General features: G+C 72.1%; 22 protein-coding genes and 5 tRNA genes. 10 read left to right on the top strand and 17 right to left on the bottom strand.

Translation table 11 applies throughout. The features are described 5' to 3' along the window. Positions 1-122: 122 nt before the first annotated feature. From EDF47_RS01945 to EDF47_RS01910, 8 genes are all read right to left on the bottom strand, one after another. The gene (locus EDF47_RS01945) at positions 123-623 is read right to left on the bottom strand and encodes a DNA starvation/stationary phase protection protein (protein WP_111084072.1); all 501 of its coding nucleotides are present in this window, start codon (positions 621-623) and stop codon (positions 123-125) included. A gap of 156 nt (positions 624-779) precedes the next feature. Next, positions 780-1,193 carry an SIP domain-containing protein gene (locus EDF47_RS01940; protein WP_123292793.1) on the bottom strand — a complete coding sequence of 138 codons (414 nt, stop codon included), beginning with the start codon at positions 1,191-1,193 and terminating at the stop codon, positions 780-782. A gap of 29 nt (positions 1,194-1,222) precedes the next feature. Then, positions 1,223-1,915, bottom strand: a complete 693-nt coding sequence (locus tag EDF47_RS01935) for a TetR family transcriptional regulator C-terminal domain-containing protein (protein WP_243833986.1) — start codon at positions 1,913-1,915, stop codon at positions 1,223-1,225. After that, positions 1,912-3,981 carry a CocE/NonD family hydrolase gene (locus tag EDF47_RS01930; RefSeq protein ID WP_133936627.1) on the bottom strand — a complete coding sequence of 690 codons (2,070 nt, stop codon included), beginning with the start codon at positions 3,979-3,981 and terminating at the stop codon, positions 1,912-1,914. Before EDF47_RS01930 ends, EDF47_RS01935 begins: the two co-directional genes overlap by 4 nt. Then, a complete protein-coding gene (locus tag EDF47_RS01925; protein ID WP_133936628.1) occupies positions 3,978-5,759 on the bottom strand; it encodes an ABC transporter ATP-binding protein in 1,782 nt (593 codons plus the stop codon). The genes EDF47_RS01930 and EDF47_RS01925 overlap by 4 nt, the downstream gene beginning before the upstream one ends. After that, a complete protein-coding gene (locus EDF47_RS01920; protein WP_111084076.1) occupies positions 5,756-6,640 on the bottom strand; it encodes an ABC transporter permease in 885 nt (294 codons plus the stop codon). The genes EDF47_RS01925 and EDF47_RS01920 overlap by 4 nt, the downstream gene beginning before the upstream one ends. Beyond that, positions 6,637-7,665, bottom strand: a complete 1,029-nt coding sequence (locus EDF47_RS01915; protein WP_131846836.1) for an ABC transporter permease — start codon at positions 7,663-7,665, stop codon at positions 6,637-6,639. Before EDF47_RS01915 ends, EDF47_RS01920 begins: the two co-directional genes overlap by 4 nt. Then, positions 7,662-9,263, bottom strand: a complete 1,602-nt coding sequence (locus EDF47_RS01910; protein WP_131880039.1) for an ABC transporter substrate-binding protein — start codon at positions 9,261-9,263, stop codon at positions 7,662-7,664. The genes EDF47_RS01915 and EDF47_RS01910 overlap by 4 nt, the downstream gene beginning before the upstream one ends. Positions 9,264-9,418: 155 nt before the next feature. Here EDF47_RS01910 and EDF47_RS01905 point away from each other — a divergent pair, with 155 nt between their 5' ends. The 3 genes from EDF47_RS01905 to EDF47_RS01895 are packed head-to-tail and all read left to right on the top strand — an operon-like array spanning position 9,419 to position 11,081. Continuing rightward, positions 9,419-10,012 carry a molybdopterin-dependent oxidoreductase gene (locus EDF47_RS01905; protein WP_131846838.1) on the top strand — a complete coding sequence of 198 codons (594 nt, stop codon included), beginning with the start codon at positions 9,419-9,421 and terminating at the stop codon, positions 10,010-10,012. Beyond that, positions 10,009-10,812 (top strand): ferredoxin reductase, encoded by an 804-nt coding sequence (locus tag EDF47_RS01900; RefSeq protein ID WP_133936629.1) that lies wholly within the window; start codon positions 10,009-10,011, stop codon positions 10,810-10,812. Before EDF47_RS01905 ends, EDF47_RS01900 begins: the two co-directional genes overlap by 4 nt. Then, entirely contained in the window at positions 10,812-11,081 is a 270-nt protein-coding gene (locus tag EDF47_RS01895) for a DUF6510 family protein (protein WP_133936630.1), read from the top strand. Before EDF47_RS01900 ends, EDF47_RS01895 begins: the two co-directional genes overlap by 1 nt. A gap of 274 nt (positions 11,082-11,355) precedes the next feature. Here the strand turns inward: EDF47_RS01895 and EDF47_RS01890 are convergent. Continuing rightward, positions 11,356-11,427: transfer RNA gene (locus EDF47_RS01890), tRNA-Gly, on the bottom strand. 179 nt (positions 11,428-11,606) lie between these two features. Here EDF47_RS01890 and EDF47_RS01885 point away from each other — a divergent pair. Further along, the gene (locus EDF47_RS01885) at positions 11,607-11,813 is read left to right on the top strand and encodes a hypothetical protein (protein ID WP_111084081.1); all 207 of its coding nucleotides are present in this window, start codon (positions 11,607-11,609) and stop codon (positions 11,811-11,813) included. A gap of 35 nt (positions 11,814-11,848) precedes the next feature. On the opposite strand, the gene EDF47_RS01880 is transcribed toward EDF47_RS01885, so the two are convergent. The 3 genes from EDF47_RS01880 to EDF47_RS01870 form a co-directional block, all read right to left on the bottom strand. Beyond that, positions 11,849-13,228 (bottom strand): hypothetical protein, encoded by a 1,380-nt coding sequence (locus tag EDF47_RS01880; protein WP_132100385.1) that lies wholly within the window; start codon positions 13,226-13,228, stop codon positions 11,849-11,851. 36 nt (positions 13,229-13,264) lie between these two features. Beyond that, the gene (locus EDF47_RS01875; RefSeq protein WP_133936631.1) at positions 13,265-15,337 is read right to left on the bottom strand and encodes a GMC oxidoreductase; all 2,073 of its coding nucleotides are present in this window, start codon (positions 15,335-15,337) and stop codon (positions 13,265-13,267) included. Between the two features lie 75 nt (positions 15,338-15,412). Next, entirely contained in the window at positions 15,413-16,282 is an 870-nt protein-coding gene (locus EDF47_RS01870) for an oxidoreductase (RefSeq protein ID WP_279586379.1), read from the bottom strand. Between the two features lie 251 nt (positions 16,283-16,533). On the opposite strand from EDF47_RS01870, the gene EDF47_RS01865 reads away from it, so the two are divergent. Next, complete coding sequence (locus EDF47_RS01865; RefSeq protein WP_279586380.1) at positions 16,534-17,985, top strand: MFS transporter; 1,452 nt, start codon at positions 16,534-16,536, stop codon at positions 17,983-17,985. On the opposite strand, the gene EDF47_RS01860 is transcribed toward EDF47_RS01865, so the two are convergent. The 5 genes from EDF47_RS01860 to EDF47_RS01840 all read right to left on the bottom strand — a co-directional run bounded on the left by EDF47_RS01860 (position 17,970) and on the right by EDF47_RS01840 (position 19,845). After that, a complete protein-coding gene (locus EDF47_RS01860) occupies positions 17,970-18,731 on the bottom strand; it encodes a glucose 1-dehydrogenase (RefSeq protein ID WP_133936632.1) in 762 nt (253 codons plus the stop codon). The genes EDF47_RS01865 and EDF47_RS01860 overlap by 16 nt on opposite strands. 147 nt (positions 18,732-18,878) lie before the next feature. Beyond that, positions 18,879-19,406, bottom strand: coding sequence for a hypothetical protein (locus EDF47_RS01855; RefSeq protein ID WP_133936633.1), 528 nt, complete (start codon positions 19,404-19,406; stop codon positions 18,879-18,881). Positions 19,407-19,494: 88 nt separating this feature from the next. Next, positions 19,495-19,569, bottom strand: a tRNA-Val gene (locus EDF47_RS01850). A 48-nt stretch (positions 19,570-19,617) separates the two neighbouring features. Next, positions 19,618-19,691, bottom strand: a tRNA-Cys gene (locus EDF47_RS01845). Between the two features lie 82 nt (positions 19,692-19,773). Continuing rightward, positions 19,774-19,845 (bottom strand) — tRNA-Gly (locus EDF47_RS01840). A gap of 215 nt (positions 19,846-20,060) precedes the next feature. Here EDF47_RS01840 and EDF47_RS01835 point away from each other — a divergent pair. From EDF47_RS01835 to EDF47_RS01815, 5 genes are all read left to right on the top strand, one after another. After that, positions 20,061-20,133: transfer RNA gene (locus EDF47_RS01835), tRNA-Val, on the top strand. Between the two features lie 100 nt (positions 20,134-20,233). Further along, positions 20,234-21,763, top strand: a complete 1,530-nt coding sequence (locus EDF47_RS01830; RefSeq protein ID WP_123292769.1) for a DUF3375 family protein — start codon at positions 20,234-20,236, stop codon at positions 21,761-21,763. After that, the gene (locus EDF47_RS01825; RefSeq protein ID WP_133936634.1) at positions 21,760-22,548 is read left to right on the top strand and encodes a DUF4194 domain-containing protein; all 789 of its coding nucleotides are present in this window, start codon (positions 21,760-21,762) and stop codon (positions 22,546-22,548) included. The genes EDF47_RS01830 and EDF47_RS01825 overlap by 4 nt, the downstream gene beginning before the upstream one ends. Next, complete coding sequence (locus tag EDF47_RS01820) at positions 22,545-25,910, top strand: SbcC/MukB-like Walker B domain-containing protein (RefSeq protein WP_131880007.1); 3,366 nt, start codon at positions 22,545-22,547, stop codon at positions 25,908-25,910. Before EDF47_RS01825 ends, EDF47_RS01820 begins: the two co-directional genes overlap by 4 nt. A gap of 336 nt (positions 25,911-26,246) precedes the next feature. Next, on the top strand, positions 26,247-26,573 hold the full coding sequence (locus tag EDF47_RS01815) for a hypothetical protein (protein WP_131880005.1): 327 nt from the start codon (positions 26,247-26,249) through the stop codon (positions 26,571-26,573). Positions 26,574-26,601 lie beyond the last annotated feature (28 nt).

Below are 26,601 nucleotides of genomic sequence, written 5' to 3'. Positions count from 1 at the left end.
GCGGCGTGTCGCCCAGCCGCGCACGGGGTCGACGCGGGTCGCGGTGGGCAGACGCGACGACAGACAGACGGGAGGCCCGGTGCCAGCTGGCATCGGGCCTCCCGTCAGGGGTTGGTCGCGACTCAGGCGGCGAGGTGCGCCTGCAGGAACCAGCGGTCCTTCGTCAGACCGCGCTCGATCTCGATGACGACGTCCTGGCTGTTGAGGTCGACCTCGTCGAGACCCTCGACGGCGCGACGGACCTGCAGCAGGGCCGCGTCGATCTGGGCGATGACCTCGGTGATGGTGACGTCGGAGTTCTGGAAGCCCTGCGACAGCGGCGGCAGCGTCGTGTTGGCGGCGACGGTCGCGATGCGCGAGTCGACCGGCAGGCCGAGGGCGACGATGCGCTCCGCGGCGGTGTCGGCGTAGGCCTGGGCGTGCTCGACGATGTCGTCGAGGAGCTCGTGCACACCGACGAAGTTGCGGCCGCGGACGTGCCAGTGCGCCTGCTTGCCGTTGACGACGAGTGCCTCGAGGTCGATCACGACGGGGGCGAGGAACTGTGCCACTCCGGCGGCGAGCTCCGGCGTCGTCGAGAACGGGGACGTGGTGGTCGTGGTGCTGGTGGTGGTCGTGGTCATGTCTGAACCTCCTGCGTCGTGGTTACACCGGATCGCTGGGCCTGTCCTGACCAGTTCGGTGCTGCCGATGGACACAACCATGCCCGCTTCTCTTGTATGCCGCAAGGAAGCGGAGGCTGCCCTTACCGGCGGCGAGCAGCCGCCAGCCGGCAGCGGTCAGCCGACGAGCGTGTCGAAGCCGGCGTCGCTCAGCTCGATCTGGACGGCGGAACGCGCCCGCTCGACCCAGGGGCTGTCGGTGCACCCGATCCAGACGCTCGTGCGCGGCTCGCAGTCGGCGACGCACCACTCGGCCGCCCAGCCGGTCAGGGCGTGCGCGAGGGCCTCGCCGTGGTCGGCGAAGACGAGCGGCGACACCGCCGAGGTGCGGGCGCTGCGGACCAGCCACGTCACGGTCACGCGGGGCGGCGCGGGCAGGATGCGGATCTGCTCGTCGAGGGCGACCTCGACGAAGACCTGTCCGTACGCGTTCTCCGGCAGGTCTTCGAGCTGACGGCGGATCTCCGGCAGGTCCTCGACGCCGCCGGCGATGAGGATGCGTTCGCTGGGCTGTCGCCGGGTCCGTGCCATGCTGCAACGGTAAGGCAAGCCTTACCTCATCACAAGGGCTGCTGGCCGGTTCCGGCGATCTCCACAGCCGGCACACCGAGTTCGTGCGCCAGGAAGGTCCACATCCACGACAGCGCGACGGTGTTCGTGAGCCCCGGGACGCCCTGCGCGATCTGCGTCGCGACACCGTCGCTGTAGGCCGCGAGCTTCAGCGCCACGGTGTCCGGCTCGATCGGTCCGGCGCCGCCCGGGAACGTGCCGGCGTCGGCACCGCGGCGGATCACCCGGACCAGACAGGCCTCCCAGACGCGGATCCGCTCGGCGTACTCGGCGGCCACCTCGGGCCGGCGGGCGACCGCGGTCCAGTAGTCGGACCAGATCCGCCAGTGCTGCCGGACCTGTTCGGTGTCGTCGAACAGGGGCGCGACGAGCATCCGCAGCGCCTCGACGGGGTCGGACTCGGCGTCGACGGCGATGACGATCGCCCCGTAGAAGCGCTCCGTCTCGAGCACGACGACCTCGTTGAGGATCTCCGCCACGCTGCCGAAGTGGTACGTCACGGTGCCGACGGACACTCCGGCCTCGGCGGCGATGTCGCGCAGCCCCGTTGCGCCGACACCGTTCCGGACGATCACGGCACGGGCGGCCGCGACGATCATCGCGCGCCGGACCGCGGGACGCTGCCGGACGCGCGGCGCCGCACCCGCTGCGGCGTCCGGTGCAGCCCCCGCTGCCCCGGTCACGCCGAGGTCCTCGGGACGTCGTCGGCGAAGGTCTGCTCGGTGACCAGCACCTCGGGGGCGTCGGGGCCGCCGTCACGGGCCCAGGCCCGCACGGTGTTCACGACGTGGAAGGCCTCGGCGTCGGCGGTGACCTCGGAGGACGTCTCGAGCCGTGCCGACCAGTCCGGCTTCTCCAGGCCGATCGCCCAGCGCGACGATGCCACGGCCGAGTTCGGGTCGTCCGACCGGATGCGGTACGTCTCGCGGGCGTCCTCGCTGAAGACGAGCCCGTCGGGGTAGACCCGTCCACCGCCGTACCCGGGGTCGACGTCGAGGGTCCACTCCCCCGTCTCGACGTCGTGCGTGACGGTGCGCTGGGGCAGCTGCTCGGTCGGTGCAACGAGCTCGATCGCGAGCGGCGTCGACCGCTCGGGCTCGTCGAAGCGCACGTCGTCGTCGGTGTCGCGCGTCCAGACGGGCAGGCACACCTCGGACGCCGTCGGGTCGATCGTGACGGTGGCCTCGGTGCCGTGCGGCCAGACCCAGGGCCAGTAGGACGACGACACCGCGATCCGCAGGCGGTGCCCGGCGGCGAACCGGTGACCGGTCGCGACGAGCTGCACCGGCAGCGACGCCGGCTCACCGGGGACCAGCGGGTCGTTCCGGTCCATGCCGTCCCGCTTCGCCGCGTTGAGCACCCCGCGCGTCACGAGGGTCGACGAGCCGTCCGGCGCGACGTCGCACAACCGCACCGTCAGGGTGGCGCGGGGCTGGTCGCTCGTGACCGACAGGGTGACGTGCGCGTTGCCGAGCAGGTCGAACGCCCGGCCGACGGGCAGGTCGAAGCAGACGGAGCGGCCGTCCTCGGCACGCTGGTCGGGTGGCAGGTCGGTCGCGTTGCCGAACGGGAAGAACCGTCCGGCGTCGGCGCCGGTGTGCTGCGGCGACCGGACGACGACCGGCCCGTCCTCGCCGCCGCGGAGCGTCGCGAGCGGCAGCGCACGCCGGTGCGTCGCCGCCGAGGGCCACGCCTCGGCGCCGACCCACCGGCCCCGTCGCGACGCGTAGTAGGTCGCCGGGGCTTCGCCCTCGTTGATCCAGGCGCGGAGCGCGGGGTCCGCCTCGACGCCGGTGTCGATCCCGCGGAGCCAGCGGTCCCACCAGCGCAGCGTCTCCTGCAGGAACCCGATCGACGGTCCGGGTGCGAGACCGCGGTCCGGGTACTGGTGCGACCACGGTCCGACGATGCCCTTGACCGGGGACTGCACGTTCGACACCAGTCGGAGCACGGCGTCGCGGTACGGGTCCGCCCAGCCACCGACGGCGAGGACCGCTGCACCGATGTTGCCGTAGTCCTCGGCGGCGCTGCCGTGCCGCCAGTAGTCGTCGCGTTCCTGGTGCGCGAGCCACACCGGCGTCATCGGGCGGTTCGACTCCAGCCGCTCGCGCCACCGGTCGACCCAGTCCGTGCCGACGACCTCGGGCCGGGGCGGCCGCGAGTTGAACGCGAACATCGTCGCGCCCCACGCCGCCATGTCGATGCCGAGCACCGCTCCGCCGACGTAGTGCACGTCGTTGTCGTACCGGTCGTCGGTCGAACACACCGTGACGATGGCCTTGAGGGCAGCGGGCGCACGCGCCGCCAGCTGCAGGGCGTTGAACCCGCCCCACGAGATGCCGAACATGCCGACGGCACCCGTCGACCACTCCTGCTCGGCGAGCCAGGCGATCACGGCCTCACCGTCGCGGAGCTCCTGCTCGCTGTACTCGTCGTCGAAGAACCCGTCCGACGAGCCGCTGCCCCGGATGTCGACCCGGACCGAGGCGTACCCGTGCTGGGCGTACCAGGGGTGCCGTTCCGAGTCGCGGGGCGCGGTCCAGTCGTCGAGCCGGTACGGCAGGTACTCGAGCAGCACCGGCACCGGACCGTCGGGCGACGCCGGCGACCAGATCCGGGTGTGCAGCCGGAGGCCGTCGGGCATCGGGATCCACTCGTCGCGCACGGTCACGCCGTCCGGCAGCGAGTCCGGCGCGCCGATGGCGGTGAGGGCCGAAGCGTCGGCGTACTCCGAGCGATCGCGGCTCATGCGTCCTCCCAGTTCCGGGTCAGGTGTCCGTCGCCGTGGTCGGTCCAGCCCTCGGTGTGCCGCCAGCGCGGCACCCCGTCGCCGACGTCGGGCAGCTCGGTGCTGCCCGGCTCGAGCGTCGCGGCCAGCAGCGTCGACGTGTACGGGTGGTTCGGGCCGGTGAAGACCCGCTCGGTCGGTCCGATCTCGACGATCCGGCCGCCAGTCATCACGGCGACCCGGTCGGCCACACCCCGGACGACGGCCAGGTCGTGGCTGATGAACAGGCAACTGAGCCCGCGCGAGCGCTGCAGGTCGGCGAGGAGCGCGAGGATCCCGGCCTGCACCTGCACGTCGAGCGCGGTGGTGATCTCGTCGGCGACGACCAGGCGCGGCTCGGCGGCGAGGGCCCGGGCGATGCCGACGCGCTGCCGCTGCCCACCGGAGAGCTGCGCCGGCAGCCGCTCGGCGAACTCCGGGCCGAGGCCGACCTGGGTGAGCAGCTCGCCGACGCGCTGCCGCGAGGACGTGCCCGTGAACAGCTTGAGCGGTCGCCCGATCGCCGCGCCCACGGTGCGCCGCGGGTTGAGCGACGTGTCGGCGTTCTGGAACACGAGCTGCACCGCACGACGAAGGTCCGGGGACCGTCCGGCGATCGGCTCGCGCAGGTCGCCGCTCACCGTCCCGTCGTCGAACGAGAACGTGCCCGACTCGGCTGGAACCAGGCCGGCGAGGGCGGTCGCGAGCGTCGACTTGCCACTTCCGGACTCCCCCACGACCGCGAGCGTCTCACGCGGTGCGATCGTGAAGGAGACGCCGTCGACGGCGGCCGGCAGGCCGCGTCCGTAGCGGATCACCAGGTCCTCGGCGGTCACCACGGGACGGACGAGCGGTTCGGGAGGAACGGTTCGGCCGGCCGTGGAGGCGACCGTCGACGAGACGGTCGCCGTCTCGGGCACGTGCCCCGATCCTCCCGGCCGTCGCCCGTCCGGCACCGCGGCCAGCAGGGCACGCGTGTACTCGTGCTGCGGGGCGGCGAAGAGCGCCGCCGTGGCGGCGTGCTCGACGATCTCGCCATCGCGCATGACGGCGATCTCGTCCGCCATCGCCGACACGACCCCGAGGTCGTGGCTGACGAGCAGGACGGCCATGCCGAGCTGGCGGCCGAGGTCAGCGATCAGGTCGAGGACGGCGGCCTGGGTGACGACGTCGAGCGCCGTCGTGGGCTCGTCGAGCACGAGCACCCGCGGGCGTGCGGCGACGGCCATCGCGATCGCGATGCGCTGCTGCTGCCCGCCGGAGAGCTGGTGCGGGTAGCGGCGGACGATCGCGTCGGGGTCTGGCAGCCGGACCAACCGGACCAGCTCGGCGACGCGCTCGGGGCCGTCGGGTTCGCGGTGGGCGCGCAGGGCCTCGCGGATCTGCTCGCCGACGCGCATCGACGGGGTGAGCGCCTGGCCGGCGTTCTGCGCGACGACGGAGGCGACGCCGCCGCGGAGCTCGCGGCGGCCGGACGGTGACAGCGCGAAGACATCGTCGCCGCCGACGCGGACCGAGCCGCCGACGATCGTCGAGCCCGCCCGGAGGTGCGCGAGCAGGGTCCGGGCGACGGTGGACTTGCCGCTGCCGGACTCCCCGACGAGGCCGAGGGTGCGCCCGGCGGGGATCGCGAAGGAGACGCCGCGCACCACGGGGACCAGGCGCTTGCCGGCCGCGTAGGAGATCGCGAGGTCGTCGACGCGGACGATGGGGTCCGTGGCGGTCGCCGGTGCGGCCGGTGCGGTGTCGGTGTGCGTCATGCGCTCACTCCCTTCGTGGCGCGGTCGACGCCGAGCGACTTGCTCAGGCCGTCGGCGGCGAGGTTGAGCCCGATCACCAGGGTCGCCAGGGCGACGATCGGTGCGAGCGTGCCGAGCGGCACCACGGTCAGCGCGGTGCGGTTCTCCTGCACCATCAGCCCCCAGTCGGGCGTCGGTGGGTTGGCGCCGAAGCCGAGGAAGGACAGCGACGCGACGAGCAGCACGATCCACGAGGCCCGCATGGCGTACTCGACGAGCACCACGTCGAGGACGTTCGGCAGGATCTCGCGGAACACGATCGACAGCGCGCGTTCACCCCGGGCCCGGGCGGCCGTCACGTAGTCCTGCGTGATGACGGTGCGGGCGGCACCGCGGACGACGCGGGTCACGGCGGGCGCGTAGACGACGGTGACGGCGAGGACGATCACCCAGAGCCCGGCGTCGAAGACGGTGACGACGACCAGCAGGGCGAGGATCGACGGCACGCTGAGCAGGGCGTCGACGACGCGCATGACGGCCTCGTCGAACCAGTTGTCCGCGTACGCCGTGATGCAACCGAGCACCGTGCCGACCGCGACGGCGATCGTCGTGGCCAGGAAGGTCACGAGCAGGGCGTACCGGCCGCCGTTGAGCGTCCGCGACAGCACGTCACGGCCGTACTGGTCGGTGCCGAGCCAGTGCGTCCAGGTCGGGCCGGCGAGGACGTCGCCGGCGTTCGTGGCCACCGGGTCGTACCCGGCGATGACCGGTGCGAGCAGGGCGAGCACGACGTGCAGGGCGATGAGGCCGAGGCCGATGCTCAGCGCCGTCGAGCCGCGCAGGGGCGCGAGGGCCCCGGCGAGGACGACGCGTCCGGGGCGGCGGGTGGCGGTGGCGGTCATGCGGCGGCCTTCCTGGTGCTGCGCGTCGTGCGCGTGCGCGTGCGCGGTCGCCGCTGGCGGGTCCGCAGCTTCGGGTCGAGGGCGAGCGCCACGAGGTCGGCGGCGAGGTTGCAGACGACGTAGATGACGGCGCTCAGGAGCGCGATCGCCTCGATCGTCGGCAGGTCGCGGTTGAAGACCGACTCGAGCATGAGCTTGCCCATGCCCGGGTAGTTGAAGACGTTCTCGACGACGACGACCCCGCCGAGCAGCCAGGCGACGTTGAGCGCGACGACGTTCAGCGTCGGCAGCAGCGCGCTCGGCACCGCGTGCTTCCAGACCACGCGACGCATCGTCAGGCCCTTGAGCTCCGCCGTGGTGACGAACTCGGACGCCATCACGTCGATGGTCGAGGAGCGGGCGGTGCGCACGATGTAGGCGGCCATCGCCAGGGTGAGCACGATGATCGGCAGCCAGATCGTCGGCAGGAGTTCTCCGACCGTGGCGTCGCTCCCCCGCAGCACGACGGCGGGGAAGACCGGCAGGCCGATCGCGAAGAGCAGCACGAGCACGGTCGCGACCATGAACTCGGGCACGCTCATGACGACGAGGCTGACGATCGAGATCACCTTGTCGGACGGGCGACCCCGACGGACCCCGGCGAGGACGCCGAGCGTCAGGGAGACCGTGACGCCGACGAGCATCGCGGGGACGGCGATGAGCATGCTGTTGCGGAAGGCCGTGAACAGTGTCGGGGCGACGGGTTCACCGCTGACGAGCGAGGTGCCGAAGTCGCCGTGCACCGCACCGCCGAGCCACTGCAGGTAGCGGAGCCAGACGTTCTGGTCGAGACCGAGCGTCTCGCGCAGCTGCTTGACGGCATCGGGGGTGGCGTTCTGCCCGAGCAGCTGCTGGGCGACGTCGCCGGGGAGCGCCTGCACCGCGAGGAACACGAAGAGCGAGGCGAGCACGACCGTGAGCACGGCGATGCCGACCCGGCGGAGGACGGGGACGAGGACGTCCGACGGGGTGTTCTTGGTCGTCATCGGCGCAGTCCGATCCGGAGGTAGTCGAACTCGAAGCCGTACTCCGAGTAGTTCACGACGTCGCGGGACAGCCCCACGAGCCGGTCGCCGAACATCGGGGTCATGTCGGCCCCGTCCTCGACCACGAGCCGCTGGGCGTCCTGGTAGAGCGTCAGCCGCTTGGCGTCGTCCATCTCGGCGCGGGCATCGTCGAGCAGCCCGTCGAAGGTCTCGTTCGACCACGCGCTCTCGTTGTAGGACGAGCCCGTGCGGAAGATCTGGTTGAGGAGCTGGTCGATCGGCCGGCCGGTGAACCAGTAGCTCACCATGAGCGGCTTCTGCATCCAGATCTGCGTGTAGTACGAGTCCGCGCTCGCGTTGCGGACCGTCAGGCGGATGCCCGCGTCGGCGACGGCGTCGCGGTAGGCGACCGCCATCGGCGTGAAGACCGACTCGTAGCTCGACGTGTAGATCGAGGTCCGGAACCCCTCGTGACCGGCCTGCTTGAGCAGTGCCTTCGCCTTGTCCGGGTCGTACTCGCGGTGGTCGTCGACGAACGCGGCGAGCTGTGGCGGGACGGGGTTGTCCCACCCGGGCGAGCCGGTGCCCTGCAGGGCGGTGTCGACGATCTGCTGCGGGTCGTAGGCGAGCTTCATCGCCTGGCGGACCCGCGGGTCGCTGAACTCGTCGCTCGTGGCGAGCATCGGGATCGTGTACCACTGGGCGTTCTTGGACCGGGCGACGGTGGCGCGGTCGGACGCGGACACCACCCGAGCGGTCGCGAAGTCCAGGTTCGTCTGCGAGATCAGGTCGATCTGGCCGGCGAGGAGCGCGTTCACCCGGGCGGTGGTGTCCTGGATCGAGTAGAAGTCGATGCCGTCCAGCGCGGGACGCCCGGCGAAGTGGTCGTCGAACGCCTCGACACTGCCGGCACCGGCGGGGGTGAACGCGGAGAGCCGGAACGGACCCGTCCCGATCCCGGTGCGGCCGATGTCGGCGATCGCGGCCGCCGGCACGATGTAGCACTGGTACGCGGTGAGCAGCGACGGGAACTCGGCGTTCGGCTTGGTCAGCGAGAACCGCAGCGTGTACGGGTCGGTCGCACGCATGGAGTCGGCGTCCATCACCTCGCCGAGGACCCCGGCCTGCGGGCTGCCGGTCTTCTCGTCGAGGATGTGCCGGATGCTCGCGATGGCGTCGTCCGCGGTGAAGCGGCTGCCGTCGTGGAAGGTGACGCCACGGCGGAGCGAGAACGTCCACTCGGTGCCGTCGGCGTTCGCGGACCACTCCTCGGCGAGGTCGGGCACGGTGGTGCCCTGCTCGTCGAGCTTGACGAGCCGGTTGTAGAGCGCGCCGAGGTACTCGTACGCCGACAGGGAGCTGGCGGAGTCGAGGGTCTCGGCGGCCGAGGCGGCCGGGCGCGCGATGCGCAGGCGACCGCCGCGTCGGGCGACGCCGGTGGCCGCCGCTTCGGGGATGGTGGGCGTGCCGGCGTTCGCGCCGGAGCTGCACCCCGTCAGGGTGAGCAGGCCGAGGCCGGCGAGGCCGGCGGCGCCGGTGAGGAGCGCTCGACGGCTCGGGCCGCGGGCGTTCCGGGGTTCGGGGACGATGGGCTGCATTCGGGGTGGCCCCTCCTGTAATCGTTCCGGTGAACGATAGAGGGAACCCAGCGATCCCCCAACTCCTGCTCCTCGTCCTCCGGAGTGTTTACGAACTCGTTACACGGGCGCCGCCGGCACGGAGCATGATCGGACCATCCCGTCCGAGGAGGATCATGGCGACGTTCACCAGGGGGTTCGGTGGCCGTCGAGCCGACCGCGACGACACCCGCATCCCGCCCGGCCAGACCCTGGTGCGCGACTGGCCCGTCCTGTCGGCCGGTGCCACGCCCGACGTCGATCCGGCGTCGTGGGTCTTCTCGATCCGCGCCGAGAACGGTCTGCACACCTGGACGTGGGACGAGGTGCACGCGCTCGGCGTCGAGGACGTCACCGTCGACATCCACTGCGTCACCCACTGGACCAAGCTCGACATGCCGTGGCGCGGTGTCCCCCTCGACCGCCTGTTCGAGGACGTCGAGACGTCGCTCGACTACTGCATGGTGCACAGCACCGGCGGGTACACGACGAACGTGCCGCTCGACGAGCTGCTGGACGGCAAGGCGTGGATCGCGTTCGAGGCCGACGGCGAACCGCTCGAGCCCGAACACGGCGGTCCGGCGCGCCTGCTGGTGCCGCACCTGTACTTCTGGAAGAGCGCGAAGTGGGTGAGCGGGTTCGTCATGCAGGCGGACGACGAACCGGGCTTCTGGGAGAACGCGGGCTACAACCTGCACGGCGACCCGTGGAAGGAAGAGCGGTACTGGTGACGGTTCCCGACACCGACGTGTCCACCGACCTGGAGGCCCGGATCGCGCCCGCCGGTCGGCCCGCGCCCCGCAGGCGGCCGGCCTGGCACCCCGCGACGGTCGCCTCGGTGGAGCGCGAGACCCCGAACGCACGTCGGGTCGTCCTGGACGTCCCGACGTGGCCGGGGAACGACCCGGGCCAGCACCTGGACCTGCGGCTCACGGCCGAGGACGGCTACCAGGCATCCCGCTCGTACTCGATCGCCTCGGCGGGTGACCGGCCCGACGTCGTGCTCGCCGTCGACCGCGTCGAGGGTGGCGAGGTGTCCCCGTTCCTGGTCGACGCGGTCGAGGTCGGCGACGCGCTCGAGGTGCACGGGCCGCTCGGCGGCTGGTTCGTGTGGCGCCCCGGCGCGTCCGACCGTCCGGTGCAGCTGATCGCCGGCGGCTCGGGGATCGTGCCGCTCGTCGCCATGGTCACCGCGCACGCCGAGGCCGGGGACCCCGCACCGTTCCGGTTGCTCGTCGCCGTCCGGACCCCCGACGACGTCTTCTTCCGCGCCGAACTCGACCGGGCCGTCGCCTCCGACGCTCCGCTCGAGGTGACCACCGTGTACAGCCGGACCGCTCCACCCGGGTCCGCCGTCCCCGCGGGACGGCTGACCCGCGATGCGCTCGCCGCCGCGGTCTTCCCACCCGACGCCGGGGCGCTCGTCTACGTGTGCGGCTCGACGCCCTTCGTCGAGCAGGTGCTCCGCTGGCTCGCCGACCTCGGACACGACACCACCGACGTCCGTGCCGAACGGTTCGGGGGCAGCTGATGACCGTCGTCGACGGCAACGCGCTCGCGGGGGTCCTGTCCGAGGTGCTCGGACCGGAGCCGACCGTGACGGTGCTGTGTTGTGCGGGGTGTGGGTCCCGCGGATCGGTCGCACGCACCGCCGTGTACTGCTCGGCGATGGGCTCCGTCGCCCGGTGCCGGACGTGCGACACCGTGCTCGTCACGGTGGTCGAGGCCGGCTCCGCGCGCTGGATCAGCCTCCCCGGTACCCGAGCCACGCTGATCCCATTACCCGAGGATCGCGGCTAGCGCAATCACCGACCGCATCTCGTGCGGAGTTCTTGCGGTTTTCCGCATGCCCCGAACTGGGGTCCAATCCGACCGAGACGATGCTCCGGATGACTCTTCGGGACATCGCTGGGCCACCCACCCGGCGTCTCCACTCGGGGCAGTGCGGCCTCTGCGTCCGGCGGGCGCGGGTACCCGAAGCCTGCGCCCCCGGATGCGCCCGCTCACGGCGCCCGGGAACGACAGAACCCCCGGTGCTGCTCTGTGAGCAACCCCGGGGGTCCTGTTCCGTCCGAGCGGATGACGAGATTCGAACTCGCGACCCTCACCTTGGCAAGGTGATGCGCTACCACTGCGCCACATCCGCATTCGCACGCCGTGTGGGCCGTGCGGAGTCGACTGTACCCGATCCCGGGCCCACGGACGTGTTCTGCGGCAGATCCGGGCGTGTCCGGTGTCGCGAGGCGCGGCCCGGCGCGGCCCGGCGCGGTCGTCAGGCGCGGTCATCAGGCACGGTCATCAGGCACGGAGGAGTTCGATCGGAGCATGAGCTACGTGCACGACAACCCGGGCGGGACCGAGGCCCACGGCGTCGACCTGATCGACGGTGACACCCCCGCCATCCGCATCCTGGTGCACGGCGACCTGCCGACTACGATCGAGCACGAGGGGCGGACCTGGCTCGCCACCGGTGACGCGCACGACGACGGTGACGACCAGGCACCCCCGATCGCGATCTACCGCCCGGTCTGAGCCGCGCTCGGCGGTGGGCCGGGTGCCCGTCCGGGTCAGTGGCCCCGGACGTCGCCCGTCAGGATCGCGTGCTCGGCGCCGGCCGACAGCTCGTCGTGCAGCGCGTCCGCGAAGAACTCCCCCGCACCGAGGCTGACCAGGTGCGTGAGCGCACCGCCCACGTCGACCAGCCCGGGGTTCCACTCGTCGTGGAGGGACGCGCGGACGTGCCCGGACTCGTGCACGACGACGACCCCGATGTGGTCGTGGGCATCGCCGACCTCGAGCACGGCGTCGTACACGACGGGTTCGGTGTCCTCGCCGAGGGGCTCCAGGTGCACCTCGCCGATCCCGGGCCACTCGGTGCGGAACACGGGCAGGTCCGGCGCGTGCAGGTGCGGGGCGCGTTCGTCGGTGACGGACTCGATCTCCCCCGACGTCAGGTACTCGTCGACGACCTCGTGGATCCGGTCGTGCAGTCCGGGCTCGTACTGCCACCAGCGCTGGTGCACCGCCCGGAGCCAGTCCTGCGTCGCGGCGTCGGCCGAGGCCGAGGTCCCGACCAGCTGCGGTGCCGTGCCGGGCGATCCGACGACCTCGAGCTGCTCGTCGTGCGTCTCGACGGTGATGGACCCGGTGGCCTCGTCGGGGTGCACGCCGTGGACATCCTCGGGGGCCGCGGCCCAGATGCTCGCCGGGAGCTTCGGCGGCAGGGCGAACGCGACTGCGATCGCCGGACGTGCCAATGCTTCGTCGAGCGCGTCGCCGAGGTGCACCTCGTCCGAGCGGGACCCCATGACGATGCCGCCGGTCGGGGGCACGGCGGCCAACCGCTCGAGGTCCTCGTGGTCGGCGTTCATCGACGCGAACACGGGGGTGTCCGCCCACTGGACGAACTCGCCGGCCGCACGGTCCTGGTCCTCGAACGGCACGTTCCAGACCGAGGGGTCCGCGAGCACCCACGACGCCGATCGACCGGCGGGGCCACGGCGCACGGCGTCGACCACGGCGGGGACGAGTCCGGGCAGCCCGCGGTACGCCGGTCGCACGGTGAGGCGGTCGAGCGCCAGCAGGTCCGGCTTGCCGAGCATCTCGGCGGCGTGCGTCTGCAGCGACAGGAAGGTCTCGCCGGTCGCGTCCGGCACGACGATCGCCGCGGCGAAGTCACCGTCGACGTCGGAGACCTGGTACCCGAGCACCAGTGCCTCGACCGACTCGGGCGAACGGCTCGTGTACGCGGCGACCTCGGCGACCGACACCGCTTCGGCCTCGTCGTCGGTGATGGGCACCCGGACGTCGATCACCCACCGGTCGACGTCCTGGCCGGGGTAGGCGTCGCCGTCCTCGTCCGAGATCGTGATGTGCACGAGCCGCAGGGAACCGTCCCACGCGTCGTGGACGTGCTGGGCGATGGCGGCTTCAGGGTCGTCGGTCACGGACGCCACCGTATCGGTGGCGGACCGGGCACGTGGTCAACCGTGCTGCGCGACCATCGCGTCGACGCTCCGCATCGCGGTCGCCAGGATGGTGAGCACCGGGTTCACCCCGCCGTTCGTGACGTGCACCGAGCCGTCGGTCACGCGCAGGTTGTCGTGTCCCCACACCCGGCCGAACGGGTCGACGACCGACGTCGCCGGATCCGTCCCCATCCGGAGCGTGCCGGCCTGGTGCTGGCCACCGCTCGTGCCCCGGACCGGACCGTGCAGCTCCGCCACGCGCGTGGCGCCGGCCGCGCGCAACCAGTCGCCGCTCCGGGCGCTGGTGTGGTCGCGAGCACGGACGTCCTCCGGGTGGACCCCACCGCTGAACGACGCCACCGGGATGCCGTACCGGTCCGTCACCGCGGGGTCGACCCGGACGCGTGCGTCGGCCGTGGTGACCTCCTGGATCGGCCCCATTATCCGCATGCTGCGCCGCGCCAGGTCCCGCATCGCGTGCTTGCCGTCGAGCCCGGATCGCGGCGCGAGCCCCGTGCCGACGAGGTACTGGTACGTGTTCGACGGCGTCGCGATGAACTCGTTCGCCAGGATCCCGCCACCGATCTGCCCGGGCACGCCGTGCCGGTAGTCGGTGGTGGCGATCGACGGCCCCGGTCCGAGACCGTCGTCCACCACGTCGTCGAAGACCCCCATCGCGCCGCCGTAGACGTGGCCCTGCAGGTGCCGGCCGACCTGGTCCGCACCGTTGCCGATGCCGTCGGGCTCCTGGTCGCTCCGGCTGTTCAGCAGGAGCCGTGCCGACTCCACCGCTCCGGCCGCGACGACGACCTCGGCGGCGTCGACCTCGGCCCGCCAGTCGCGGCCGTCCGCGGTGCCGACGATCGTGACGCCGACCACGCGGCCGGCATGGTCCGTGCGCAGTCGGGCGACCCGCGACTCGAGCACGATCGACGCGTTCCCGGTGGCGAACGCGCGGGTCAGCATGGTGTTCTGGCTGCCGTTCTTGGCGTCGACCGGGCACGCGAAGCCGACGCACATGCCGCACTGTTCGCACGCGCGGCGACCCAGGTACGGCGTCGAGTTGATCAGGAGCGGGACGTGCACCGTCGAGATGCCCAGGGCGTCCGCGGCGGCGGCGAGCCGGTCCCGCGCTGCCCCGGACGGCAGCGGTGGCATCGGTCGCGCGCGCGAGCGCTCCCCGGACCACGGACCGTCGACGTCACCGCCGCTGACCCCGATCTCCCACTCGGCGCGCTCGTACCAGGGCTCGAGCTCGTCGTACCCGAACGGCCAGTCGGCCAGGGCGCTGCCGTCCGGCACGCCGTACGTCGACGCCATCGCGAAGTCCCGCGGCCCGAACCGCCAGGCCTGGGCACCGTAGACCCGCGTGCCGCCCCCGGCCGTGACGGCGTTGTTGTGCCACCCCGGCGACGAGGGACGGAGCACCAGGAGCTCCCGACCGTCCGCCACCGTCCGGGGGTTGCCGACGTCGGACGGCCCCGAACGCGGTGCCACGCCCCAGCTCGACCGCGGGTTCCGGATGTGGTCACGGCTGAGTTCCGCGGTGCCGGGCCACCCACCGGCCTCGACCACGAGCACGCGCCGACCGGACTCGGCGAGCCCGCACGCCGCGACGCCCCCGCCGGCGCCCGACCCGACGACGACCGCGTCGTACCGGTCGGCCAGCTGCGACGGGTGCAGGACCGAGGGCGCTGCGGTCGGTACCGGTACCGGTACGCTCCAGCCGTCCGGCGGACCGGGCTGCCACCCCACCATGTCCCATGAGCGCTCCCCCGCGTTCCCGCCGTTCCCCGCGTCGGCGTAGTAGCCCGCGGCCACGAGCTCGGCGAACCAGGTCCAGTCGGGATCGTCCTCGTCCTGGGCCTCGTCGACGCCTTCGTGGTCGTCCGCGTGCGCGACGACGGCTCGGAGCCGGTCCAGCCAGTCCGGCCGGTCGACCAACACCCCGGCCAGGAAATCGAGCGCGCCGGCCTCGGACGCCGACGGGTACTCGTCCGCCGGCACCACCTGGTCGACCAGGGAACGGAGCCGTTCGTCGTACGTGCGGAGGAACTCCTGCGCCGCGGTGGCCGCGTGGTCCGTCATCGGTCCTGCCTCTCGAGCAGCGCCGGTGCCGCCCCACGAGCACCGTAACGGACACGGCAGGGTCCGAGGCCGGGCTCAGCCGCCGATGCCCTCGAGGTCGAGCAGGTCGTCGTCGCTCAGCACGACGGCGGCACCCTCGATGTTCTCGCGCAGGTGCGCCCGCGACGACGTGCCCGGGATCAGCAGGATGTTCGGGGACCGGCGCAGCAGCCATGCCAGGGCGACGGACATCGGCGTCGACCCGAGCCGTGTCGCCACGGTCGAGAGCACCTCGGACTGCAGCGGAGAGAAGCCACCGAGCGGGAAGAACGGCACGTAGGCGATGCCCTCGGCCGCGAGCCGGTCGATGAGCGGGTCGTCCTGCCGGTTGGCCAGGTTGTACAGGTTCTGGACCGACACGATCAGTGCGATCCCCTGCGCTTCCGCCACCTGGTCCGTCGTCGCGTTGCTCACCCCGAGGTGCCGGATGACCCCCTGTCGCTGCAGGTCGACCAGCGTCTCGAAGGCTCGGGCGATCGGCCCCGCGACCGGACCGTTCGCGTCGCCCAGCCGCAGGTTGACGAGGTCCAGCACGTCGACGCCGAGCGTCTCGAGGTTGTCGTCGACCTGTGTACGCAGCTGGTCGGGTTCCCGTGCAGTCGGCCACCCGCCGCGGGCGTCGCGTCGCGCGCCGACCTTCGTCGCGATGACGAGGTCGTCGGCGTACGGGTGCAGCGCCTCGTGCAGCAGCTCGTTGACGACGCGGGGACCGTACGTCTCGGCGGTGTCGATGTGCGTGATGCCGCCCGCGACGGCGTCCCGGAGCACGGCGACGGCCTCGTCGTGGTCCTTCGGCGGCCCGACGACCCGGGGACCGGTGAGCTGCATCGCGCCGTAGCCGAAGCGTGTGACGGGCATGTCGCCGAGGCTCCAGGTTCCGCCGGGCAGGCGAGGGGTGGTGGTCATCTGATCTCCTTCGGGGACGTGCCGACGCCGAGGGCGCAGCGCAGCGCACTCGTGACAGCCTGCTCGCGCCGGGGGCGGCTCGCACGACACCGACGCGCGTTCCGGCCCACTTGCAGCGGACGGCCCACTTGCAGCAGACGCCCCACCGGACGTACTCTCCTGCCAGAGGGCAAAACGCCTCGTCGCTCCGGCGGCCAGGCACCCACACGCGGTCTCGGACGAGTCGCCACTTCTTCATCGAAGGAGTGCACGTGTCCACCCGTTCCCCCGCCCGGCTGCGCGACGCCGGGATCGCCCTCGCTGGCCTGTCCGCCGTCTTCCTGTTCGAGATGCTCGACAACTCGGTGCTGAACGTCGCCCTGCCCACCATCGGCCGTGAACTCCACGCGTCGACGACCGGACTGCAGTGGGTCACCGGCGCCTACTCGGTCGTCTTCGGCGCCCTCATGCTCCTGTTCGGCGCGGTCGCCGACCGGTTCGGCCGACGCCGGGTGATGCTCGTCGGCCTGGTCCTGCTCGCGCTCTCCGCGCTGGCGACCACGCTCGTCACCACGACCGGCGAACTCATCGCGGTCCGCGCGCTCATGGGGCTCGCGGCGGCCATGACGACGCCCGGGTCGATGGCCCTGGCCTTCCGGCTCTTCGACACCGACGCCCTGCGGGTCCGGGCGCTGACGGTCATCTCCACCGCGGGCCTGGTCGGGCTCGCGGTCGGTCCGACGGCGGGCGGCTTCGCCCTCGCGGTGGCGCCGTGGCAGGCCCTGCTCCTGGTGAACGTCCCGATCGCGGCGCTCGCGTTCATCGGCATCCGAGCCGGCGTGCCCGCTGACCGACCGGAGGACCTGCACCCCGACCGGATCGACGTGACCGGCGCGCTGTTCGGGAGCACGGCCCTGGTCGGTGCACTCGGGACGCCCACCCTCTTCGCGGAGGCGGGCAGCGCCTCCTGGCCGGGGTGGACCGGCGTCGTCGTGACGGTCGCTGCGGTGGCGGCCTTCGTGCAGCGGGAGCGCACCGCGGCACAGCCGCTGCTCGACCTGCGCCTGCTCGCCCGTCCGCTCGTCGCGAGCGGTCTCGCGTACAAGGCGGCCTCCGGACTGGCCGTCTCCGGCCTGTCGTACATGGTGACGCTGCAGCTGCAGTTCGCCTGGGGGTGGTCGCCGGCGCTGGCCGCGATCGGGACGCTGCCGCAGGTGGTGGTGCTCCTGGCGTCCGGGCGATTCGTCGGCCCGTTCGTGCAGCGGGTGGGCCTCGGCCGCGCGGCCTGGCTGAGCGCCGGTGCCGTCGTCGCAGGACTCGCGCTCTTCACGGTCGGCGGCCGAGCCGGGTACGGCTGGGTCGCCGCGGCACTCGTCCTCGTCGCCGCGGGGATGCGGGTCGTCGGGGTCGTCGCGGGCAACAACGTGCTCCAGGGCCTGCCGTCGAACCGCACGTCGGTCGGTGCAGCGCTCGTCGACACCTCGAGCGAGCTCGCGACCGCCGTGGGCATCGCGGCGACCGGGACGGTGCTGGCGCTGCTCGTGCCGGGCAGCATCGCGTCGACGTCGTGGACGGCGGACCGGCTGGCCACGTTCGAGGACGGGATCACCGTCGCGGGCGTCGTCCTGACGGTCGTCGCCGCCGTGCTCGTCGCCGTCGGCATGGCCCGCGCGACGACCCGCGCGGGCACGCCGGTGGCCGAACCGGCTCAGACAGCGCTGTAGCCGCCGTCCGCCGCGAGCACGGATCCGGTGATGAACGACGCCGCGTCGCTCGCCAGGAAGACGACGCTCGGCGCGATCTCCTCGGGCAGGGCGAAGCGCTGCTGCGGCGCGTCCTCGATCCAGTACCGCCGGAACTCCGGGGAGTCCACCGGCGCCATCTCGGTCTTCACGTACCCGGGGGCGACGGCGTTCACGCGGATCCCGTACTTCGCCCACTCGACCGCGAGCGACTTCGTCAGGTGGTGCACGGCGGCCTTCGACGCGTTGTACGCCGGCTGCCACTGCGGCCGGTTCACGATGAGACCAGACATGCTGCCGATGTTCACGATCGACCCCGAACCGGCATCGCGCATGTGCGCGCCGACCGCCGTCGACGTCTTCCACAGTGCGCGGACGTTGAGGTCGAACACGTCGTCCCACTCGCTGTCGGGGACGTCGAAGGCGTCCCGGTGGTGGCACGTGCCAGCGTTGTTGACGAGCACGTCGAGGCGGCCGAGGGCCGCCATCGCCTCCTCGGTCATGCGCGCCACCTGCTCGCCGTCGGTGATGTCCGCCGTGATGGTGACGAAGTCGTGGCCGGCATCCGCGGCCTCGGCGGCGACCAGGGCGTTGCGCTCCGCGGAGCGCCCGACGATCGCGACGCGGGCGCCGGCCTCGGCCAGGCCGAACGCGAACGCCCGGCCGAGTCCCTGGTTGCCGCCGGTGACGAGGGCGGTCCTGCCGGTGAGGTCGAAGGGTGAGGTCATGGAGCGGGCGCCTTCCTGAGCGGGGTCGGCGCGGTGCACCGCGTCGACGAGGTACCGCCCTGCGTACACGACCCGGCCGGGAGGCGCGGCGTGCGTCCGCCCCGTACCGCGCCTCCCGCGCTGGTCACCATCACCGCGTCCGGTCGCTCAGTGCGTGTCGGTCGCGTTCCGCCGGTCGAGCTCGACGAGCATCGCGGCGGTGTTCCGTAGCACCCTCGGCGTCTGCAGGAGGGTGACGACCAGGAACACGAGGAACATCGCCGCCGCGAACCAGAAGACCGGCCGCCCGGTGACGGCGAGGGACACCTCGAGGACCATCGCCAGCACGAACACGACGGGTCCGAACCACCGCTGTCGGCGGTACTGCTGCTGGTAGTGCTCGAGCGCCTGGCGCCACTGCGCCGGGTCGGCATCAGCGGGCAGTTCGCCGCGCCTCACCGCTCGACCGAGTGCACGATCACGCGCTGCCGGGCCGACGCTCCGGCGCTGCCGACCGATCCAGAGCCCGAAGATCACGCCGAACGCGGCGCCGGTCACGGCACTCGCTGTGCCTCGGATCCAGACGGGCACGTCGGCGGGCATGGTGACGAACGTCGACAGATACCAGAACCCGCCGAACGCGACCGCGAGGACGATCATCACGGCCCACAGCGGCCACCTACGCATCGAATCCATATCGCCATCGTGCCAGCCGAGCGCGGCGGTCGTCCGGAACGACGAAAGCCCCCGGCGGGACCTGGTGGTCCTGCCGGGGGCTTTCTCGTGGTGGGCGATACTGGGATCGAACCAGTGACCTCTTCCGTGTCAGGGAAGCGCGCTACCGCTGCGCCAATCGCCCAGATTCCCTGTCTGAACCGGGGTTCGTACAGGATCTGGAGGGTGTTGCTGGAGGTGGGGACGGGATTCGAACCCGCGTGGACGGCTTTGCAGGCCGCTGCCTAGCCTCTCGGCCACCCCACCATCGAGGTTCACGTCTCCGTGAGTACCCGAACGGTGGGATACCCTCTGGTGAGTCGTGGGACTTCGAGAAGCCCCACACTCGAGCGGATGACGAGATTCGAACTCGCGACCCTCACCTTGGCAAGGTGATGCGCTACCACTGCGCCACATCCGCACTTGTATTTCCGCTGTCGCGGCGACGACGTAAACTCTATACGAACCCAGGGTCATCCACCAAAATCCATCCCGTTCACCGGGCGTGTCCCCCGAGTTCATGCGGATCCGGCCGGTTCAGTACCCCTCGCAGACCGCGCGCCACACCCGGGGCGCGCGCCGTGTTCGATGCACCGCCGGACTTCGGCTACTATCGACTCGCACGAACAGTGCAGGGGGCGATTGGCGCAGTTGGTAGCGCGCTTCGTTCACACCGAAGAGGTCATCAGTTCGAGTCTGGTATCGCCCACCCTTGAGACAGAGCCCGACGCAGCAGCGTCGGGCTCTTGTCATCTCACCGGGCCGCATCATGCGGGCCACACCATCAGCACGATCGGACGAAGGGGCGCATGACCGACGTCGACCTCGAGTTCGCCCGGGTCCGAGCGGTCCTCGACCGTCCGACCCTGCGCCTCATGTCTCGCCCGACGAGCGCGACGGTCCTCGCCGTGTTCCGCACGGTGTTCGACCGCGACGTCCAGTACGTCCCCGCCGACCGCATGCACCTGCAGGTCGAGGAGCACGTCGCCCGCCTGCAGGCCTCGGGTGCACGCGTACCCGCGAGCGAACAGCACGAGCAGAGCGAGCAGGACCCCCGACCGAACGGCCGCGCCCTCTGCCGTGAGTGGGTGGCGGCACAGTGGCTGGTCCGCTCCAACTCCCCCGACGGCGACGAGCAGTACTCGCTGACCAGTCACGCGCTCGAGGCCCTGAGCCTCGTCGACGCCCTGTCGGCCGACCGCGCCCTGATCAGCGAGAGCCGGCTGGCGATGATCGTCGACGCCGTGCACCGCTGGGCCGCCCGCGCCGAACCGGACCCCGACGTGCAGATCCGCCGCATCGACGCCCAGATCGCCGAACTGCGGGCCGAGCGTGAGCGCCTGGAGCACGGCGACGACGTCGTCACCGTCGAGGACGACCGGATGCGCGACGGGTACACGAACATCTCCGACCTGATCCGGCAGCTGCCGAGCGACTTCAAGCGCGTCGAAGAGGCCGTCGCGACGATGCACCGCTCGATCGTCGAGGACTTCCGACAAGAGGTCCGCCCGATCGGCGAGATCCTCGACGACTACCTCGCGCGCACCGACAACCTGATGCAGGCGACGCCCGAGGGCCGCGCGTTCGAGGGCGCCTTCGAGCTGCTGCGCGACGACGCCCTGCTGCTCCGCCTGCGCGACGACATCGCGACGATCCTGTCCCACTCGTTCGCCGACGGCCTCGGAGCCGGTGAGCGTCGCGCGTTCCGCAACACCGTGACGATCCTCCGCCAGGGCATCGAGGACGTCCTCGCCCAGCGGCGTCAGCTCACCGCGACCCTGCGCGACCAGATCGTCGCCCACGACGTGGTCCGCGACCGTGAGCTCGACGCCGTGATCCGCTCGATCAACCGCGGCCTGGCGACGCTGATGGACCAGGGCGGTGCGCGCGACCGCATCCCGCTCCCCCTGCTGCCGGCGTCGGCCGAGGTCGGCACCCTGCGCGAGCGCTTCTACGACCCGGACGCCGAGTCGGTGCCGCCACCCATCGAGGAACCCGACGACGACGTCTTCGAGGACCTCGACGTCGAGATGCTCCGCAAGCACGGCGGCCCGCTCCTGACCGAGCTGCGTGCCGCGCTCCGGTTCGCCGAGGCCGACTCGAGCGTCGACGCCTTCCACGGGCTACCGCCAGAGCAACGTCGACCGGTGGAGCTCTTCGGCCTCGCCCACCTGCTCACCGGACGCGACGACTTCGAGTCCGCCGCGCACGTCGCCGAGCACCGCACGGTGCGCCCGGACGGCAGCCCGGTCACCTTCCACATGCCCACCGCTGCGCTCGCTGCCGAGCACGCGCCGGTCGGCGATCCCCACGACGACAACGCACAGGAGGCACGGTGAGCGACACGACGCCGGCACCGGTCGACGAGACCGTCCCGTACGACGACCCCGCAACGGTCGTGCAGGACGACGAACGCGACGAGTCCAGCTTCGCCCTCTTCGAGGGCGACGAGGGCCGGCTCGACGAGCACCAGCGCCGCGCGCTGGTGGCGCTGCTCCGGCACTCGTACGTCAGCTCCCGCACCCACCCCGACGAGTGGCGTGGGGTGCTCGACGCCGAGTTCCAGTTGCGGTCGCGACTGAACGACCTGTTCCTCGAGCTGCACGTCGACCGTGACCGCGAGGTCGCGTGGAAGCGCCAGGCCCGTTCGGAGAGCCAGCGCCGCACGTTCCCCACGTTGCTGCGCGATCTGCCGTACACCCGCGAGGAGACGATCGTCCTGGTCTACCTGCGGATGCGCCTGCGCGCCGACGCCCGACCGGGTCCGGACCAGGTCGTCGTCGACCGCGCGGAGATCCTCGGGCACGTCGCCGGGTTCCGACCGGCGACCGCGACCGACCGCACGCGCGACGAGGGCCGGGTGGCGAAGGCCGTCGAGCGCCTCGTCACGGCGCGCATCCTCATCCGCACCTCGGACCCGGACCGCTTCCGGGTGGCGAGCGTCGTCGAGGTGCTGCTCCCCCTGGAGCGCCTGCTGGAACTGGACACGTGGCTGCGGACCACCACCGCGCACGAAGACGCGACCGATCAGGGCGGCGAGCCGACCGACGGAGCCGCCACGGGCCTCCCGGCAGACGGCGAACCCGAGACCGACACCGACGACGACGGCGAGACGGAAGCATGACCGACACCTTCCAGATCCCCGCGCTGTTCGACACGGTCGCGCAGTGGCGCGCAGAGTCGATGCAGGTCGTGAACTGGGGCGGGTTCCACGGCCACCGGCAGGTCGAGCTGTCCGGCACCGCGACCCTCATCTCCGGCGCGTCCGGCACAGGCAAGTCCACGCTGATGGACGCGTACCTGGCCGTGATGATGCCGTCCGACGTGCCGTTCAACGGCGCCTCGAACGACGCCACGACGGGTCGCGCGCGCAGCGCCGACCAGCGCAACCTGCTCACGTACCTGCGGGGCAAGGTCGACACCCGCCGTGACCCCGAGTCCGGTGCCCTGCGCGACGTCAACCTGCGCGGCGACGACCAGACCACCTGGGGCGCGGCCGCGGTCACGTTCCGGAACGACGACGAGCGGCGCTTCACGGTGCTGCGGGCGTACATCGTGCCGAAGCGCGCGCGTGGCGTCGGCGACATCCAGATGACCATGGCGACGGTCGACGACACCTTCGACCTGCGTCGGCTCGAGGAGTTCGTGCCGACGCGCTTCCACCACCTCGAGCTGACCGGTCGTGTGCCCGGGCTCGTGATCCGCGACACCTACCAGGAGCTCGCGTACACGCTGCAGACCCGGCTCGGCATCGGCGACTCCGGCGGCGGGAACCGGGCGATGCGCCTGCTCGCACGCATCCAGGCCGGGCAGCACCTGCCGACGGTCGACGCGCTGTACAAGTCGCTCGTGCTCGAGACCCCGGGCACCTACGAGGCCGCCGACCGCGCCCTCGCGCACTTCTCCGCGCTCGACGAGGCGTACGAGGCGATGGACACCGAGGAGCGCAAGGTCCGCATCCTCTCCCCCATCACCGACCTGCACGACGAGATCGAACGGTCGAAGGCCGCGGCCGAGGCCCTGGACGGCATCGCCACCGGCGCCGAGGTCTCCCCGTTCGCGCACTGGACGGCCTCGCGGAAGCGGGACCTGCTCGACGCCGAGGTGGACCGCAACGGCCGGGAGCGCACCGCCTCCCGCGCCGAGGTCGCCGCCGCCGAGGCCCGGCACGCCGCAGTGGAGATCGAGCTGCGTGACGCCGAGGCGCGGCTCCGCGACCAGGGCGGCAACGCGCTCGCCCAGCTCGAGGACCGCATCGAGCGACTCACCCGTGAGCGCGACGCGGTGGTCCGGACCCGGGCGACCTTCGACGAACGCACAGCGGTGCTCGGCACGTCCGTCGCGACCGAGGCCGACTTCACTGCCGCGCAGCGCAGCTCGCACGAGTTCCTCGGTTCCTACGCTGCTTCGCGCTCGTCGTTGGACGACCGCCGCGACGCCCTGACGCGCGAGGAGTACCCGCTGCTCGACCGGGAGCGCTCGCTGCGGCAGGAGCGGCAGTCGCTCGAGCACCGTCAGGGCGCGATGCCCCTGCCGATGCACGAGGCCCGGCTCGCGATGGCCCGGGCCGCCGGCATCGACCCCGCCGACCTGCCGTTCGTCGCCGAACTGCTCGACGTGCAGCCCGGCGAGGAGCGCTGGCGCACGGCGATCGAGTCCGTGCTGGCCCCCGTCGCCCGCACCCTGCTGGTCGACCAGGACCGCCTCGGTGCGTTCAGTGAGGCGATCGACGCACTCCGCCTGCCTGTCCGCGTGCAGTTCGAGGGCGTGCCGACCGGACCGCACCTGGACCTCGACGGCGATCCCGCGATGGTCTCCGGCAAGCTCGCGATCAAGCACTCGCCGTTCAGCACCTGGGTGCGGGAGCGGATCGAGTCGGACCGCACCGACGCCCGCTGCGTCACCGACGCCTCGGAGCTCGGTGGTGGTGGCCGACGCGTGACCGAGTCCGGGCAGCTCCGCGACGGCCGACGTGGTGCGCACGGTGACCGCCGCCAGGCGAACGTCATCGGCTTCACGAACGAGGCCCGCGTCGCCGCCGTCGAGCAGGAGCTCGCGTCGATCGCGCAGGACCTCGCCACGCTCGAGGCCCGTCGCACCGACGTCGCGCAGGACCTCACCGCGCTCGACGTCCTCCGCGCCGCGCACCAGCACGTGGTCGACGTGACGTGGGACGCCATCGACGTCCAGGGCGTCGAGACCTCGCTCGCCCGCCTCGACGAGGAACGCCAGGCGCTCCTCGCCGCCGACGACGGCCTCCGGACCCTGCGCGCCTCGGTCGCCCGCCTGCGGAAGTCGCTCGACGAGACCGCCGACCGCCGCTCCGCCGCACGGCTCTCCGTGCAGCGCCTCGAGGAGCGGCACGCCGTGCTCGTGGACGGCCAGGACGCCGCCGCCGAGATCCTGTCGCGTTTCGACGACACCCCCGAGTCGTTGCCCGACGACGAGCAGTCGCGACTCCTCGCCGAGACGTTCGCCGAGGTCGGGGCACCGGACGGTGTGGACGGTTTCGACGACGCGACCCGACGGCTCCGGCGACGCCTCGAGGAGCGGCTGTCGCAGGCACTCGACGGTGCCGCAGCGGCCTCGACGTCGTTGACGCTCACGTTCCAGCGCTACCAGGACGCCTGGCCGGACCCGAACCTCGGCACCGGCGTCGCGTCGTACCCGGACTACCACGCCATCCTCGACCAGATCGTCGCGACCGGCCTGCACGCCCGCCGCACCGAGTGGCGTCGGCGGCTGTCGCAGTGGAGCGGCGAGGACCTCGTGCCGCTCGCCGGGGCCTTCGACCGGGCCGTCGTCGAGATCGAGGAGCGCCTCGAACCGGTCAACGAGATCCTGCGGGACCTGCCGTTCGGCGCCAACCGCGACCGTCTGAAGATCCAGATCCGGCGGGTCACCCGCGAGGACGTCACCGCGTTCCGCCGCGAGCTCCGCGCCCTGTCCGCCTCGGTCGACGCCGAGCTGACCGACGACGTGCTCGAGACCCGGTTCCGTCGGCTCCGGCGCTTCATGGCCGTCATCCGCCCCGACCCGGACGCCGCCCGTGGCCGCACCACGCAGCGCGACGCCGTGCTCGACGTCCGGCGGCACATGGAGATCACGGCGGTCCGCTACGACACGTCGGGCAACGACCTCGGTGTGTACTCGTCGCTCGGTGACAAGTCCGGTGGTGAGACGCAGGAGCTCGTGGCGTTCATCGTCGGTGCGGCGCTCCGCTACCAGCTCGGCGACGAGACCCGGCCCCGGCCGCGGTTCGCCCCGGTGTTCCTCGACGAGGCGTTCATCAAGGCGGACTCGGAGTTCGCCGGTCGTGCGGTCACCGCGTGGCTGCGGCTCGGGTTCCAGCTGGTGGTGAGTGCGCCGCTCGACAAGGTCACGGCGCTCGAGCCCTCGATGGAGCGGCTGCTCTCGATGCGCAAGCACCCCAAGACCGGTCACTCGTCCATCACCGAGATCGCCCGGGTCCCCGCCGACGCCTGACGCTTGCCGAGAGGTCACGAACTGTCGGATGGCGGCGGCGCTGTCGACAGTTGGTGACCACTCGACGCGCTTCCGGCGGGGTGTCCTGACCACCCGGCACACGCTGTGGGAACGGCCGACGGCGGCCTGGAGGCGCGGTGCGGGCCCGCCACGGGCGTCCCGGCCGCTCGTCCGCCGGTCGCAACACCCCGCTCACCTTCGCGCACTGGTCACGATGCGTCGCCTGGCGGCGCCGCCGCCGACGGCCTGCGACCAATCGGAGCACGGCCGACGGGATGTCGTGGCCACCCGGCGGGTGCTTCGTCAGCGTGTCGACAGGCGCCGCACAGACGTTCCTTGACCACTCGCCGCTACGGTGAGGGCGTGTTCGGACGCCGCTCCCCCAAGCCCCGCCCCGACGACGCCCCCGGCCTCGGCATCGGTGCGCTCGTGCAGGTCATCGACTCCGCGGAGGGCGGCGAGCGGTGGGCCGACGAGCCGATCGGTGTGATCGTGGCTCCCGGTGGCAACCAGATCGTCGGCTACCCCGGCGTCGGCGAACCGCTGTCGTGGACCGTCGCGTTCGAGGAGCCCGTGTACACGAAGGACGGCCGCGGCCCCTTCGAGCGCGCGACCGTCCTGAGTCGTCAGTTGGTGCCGATCACGACCGGCAGCGGCGAGTAGCCCAGCGGGCTCAGTACTCTTCGGAGCC

Source organism: Curtobacterium sp. PhB190, assembly GCF_004365385.1.
Lineage (GTDB): Bacteria > Actinomycetota > Actinomycetes > Actinomycetales > Microbacteriaceae > Curtobacterium.
The sequence above is the reverse complement of the archived record's forward strand: the minus strand, read 5'-3'. Positions and strand labels throughout refer to the sequence as shown.

Bases quoted from the DNA above. Each gene is read 5' to 3' on its own strand.
- EDF47_RS01945 (WP_111084072.1), bottom strand. From the start codon at position 623: ATGACCACGACCACCACCAGCACCACGACCACCACGTCCCCGTTCTCG.
- EDF47_RS01940 (WP_123292793.1), bottom strand. From the start codon at position 1,193: ATGGCACGGACCCGGCGACAGCCCAGCGAACGCATCCTCATCGCCGGC.
- EDF47_RS01930 (WP_133936627.1), bottom strand. From the start codon at position 3,981: ATGAGCCGCGATCGCTCGGAGTACGCCGACGCTTCGGCCCTCACCGCC.
- EDF47_RS01925 (WP_133936628.1), bottom strand. From the start codon at position 5,759: ATGACGCACACCGACACCGCACCGGCCGCACCGGCGACCGCCACGGAC.
- EDF47_RS01920 (WP_111084076.1), bottom strand. From the start codon at position 6,640: ATGACCGCCACCGCCACCCGCCGCCCCGGACGCGTCGTCCTCGCCGGG.
- EDF47_RS01915 (WP_131846836.1), bottom strand. From the start codon at position 7,665: ATGACGACCAAGAACACCCCGTCGGACGTCCTCGTCCCCGTCCTCCGC.
- EDF47_RS01910 (WP_131880039.1), bottom strand. From the start codon at position 9,263: ATGCAGCCCATCGTCCCCGAACCCCGGAACGCCCGCGGCCCGAGCCGT.
- EDF47_RS01905 (WP_131846838.1), top strand. From the start codon at position 9,419: ATGGCGACGTTCACCAGGGGGTTCGGTGGCCGTCGAGCCGACCGCGAC.
- EDF47_RS01895 (WP_133936630.1), top strand. From the start codon at position 10,812: ATGACCGTCGTCGACGGCAACGCGCTCGCGGGGGTCCTGTCCGAGGTG.
- EDF47_RS01885 (WP_111084081.1), top strand. From the start codon at position 11,607: ATGAGCTACGTGCACGACAACCCGGGCGGGACCGAGGCCCACGGCGTC.
- EDF47_RS01875 (WP_133936631.1), bottom strand. From the start codon at position 15,337: ATGACGGACCACGCGGCCACCGCGGCGCAGGAGTTCCTCCGCACGTAC.
- EDF47_RS01870 (WP_279586379.1), bottom strand. From the start codon at position 16,282: ATGACCACCACCCCTCGCCTGCCCGGCGGAACCTGGAGCCTCGGCGAC.
- EDF47_RS01860 (WP_133936632.1), bottom strand. From the start codon at position 18,731: ATGACCTCACCCTTCGACCTCACCGGCAGGACCGCCCTCGTCACCGGC.
- EDF47_RS01855 (WP_133936633.1), bottom strand. From the start codon at position 19,406: ATGGATTCGATGCGTAGGTGGCCGCTGTGGGCCGTGATGATCGTCCTC.
- EDF47_RS01830 (WP_123292769.1), top strand. From the start codon at position 20,234: ATGACCGACGTCGACCTCGAGTTCGCCCGGGTCCGAGCGGTCCTCGAC.
- EDF47_RS01820 (WP_131880007.1), top strand. From the start codon at position 22,545: ATGACCGACACCTTCCAGATCCCCGCGCTGTTCGACACGGTCGCGCAG.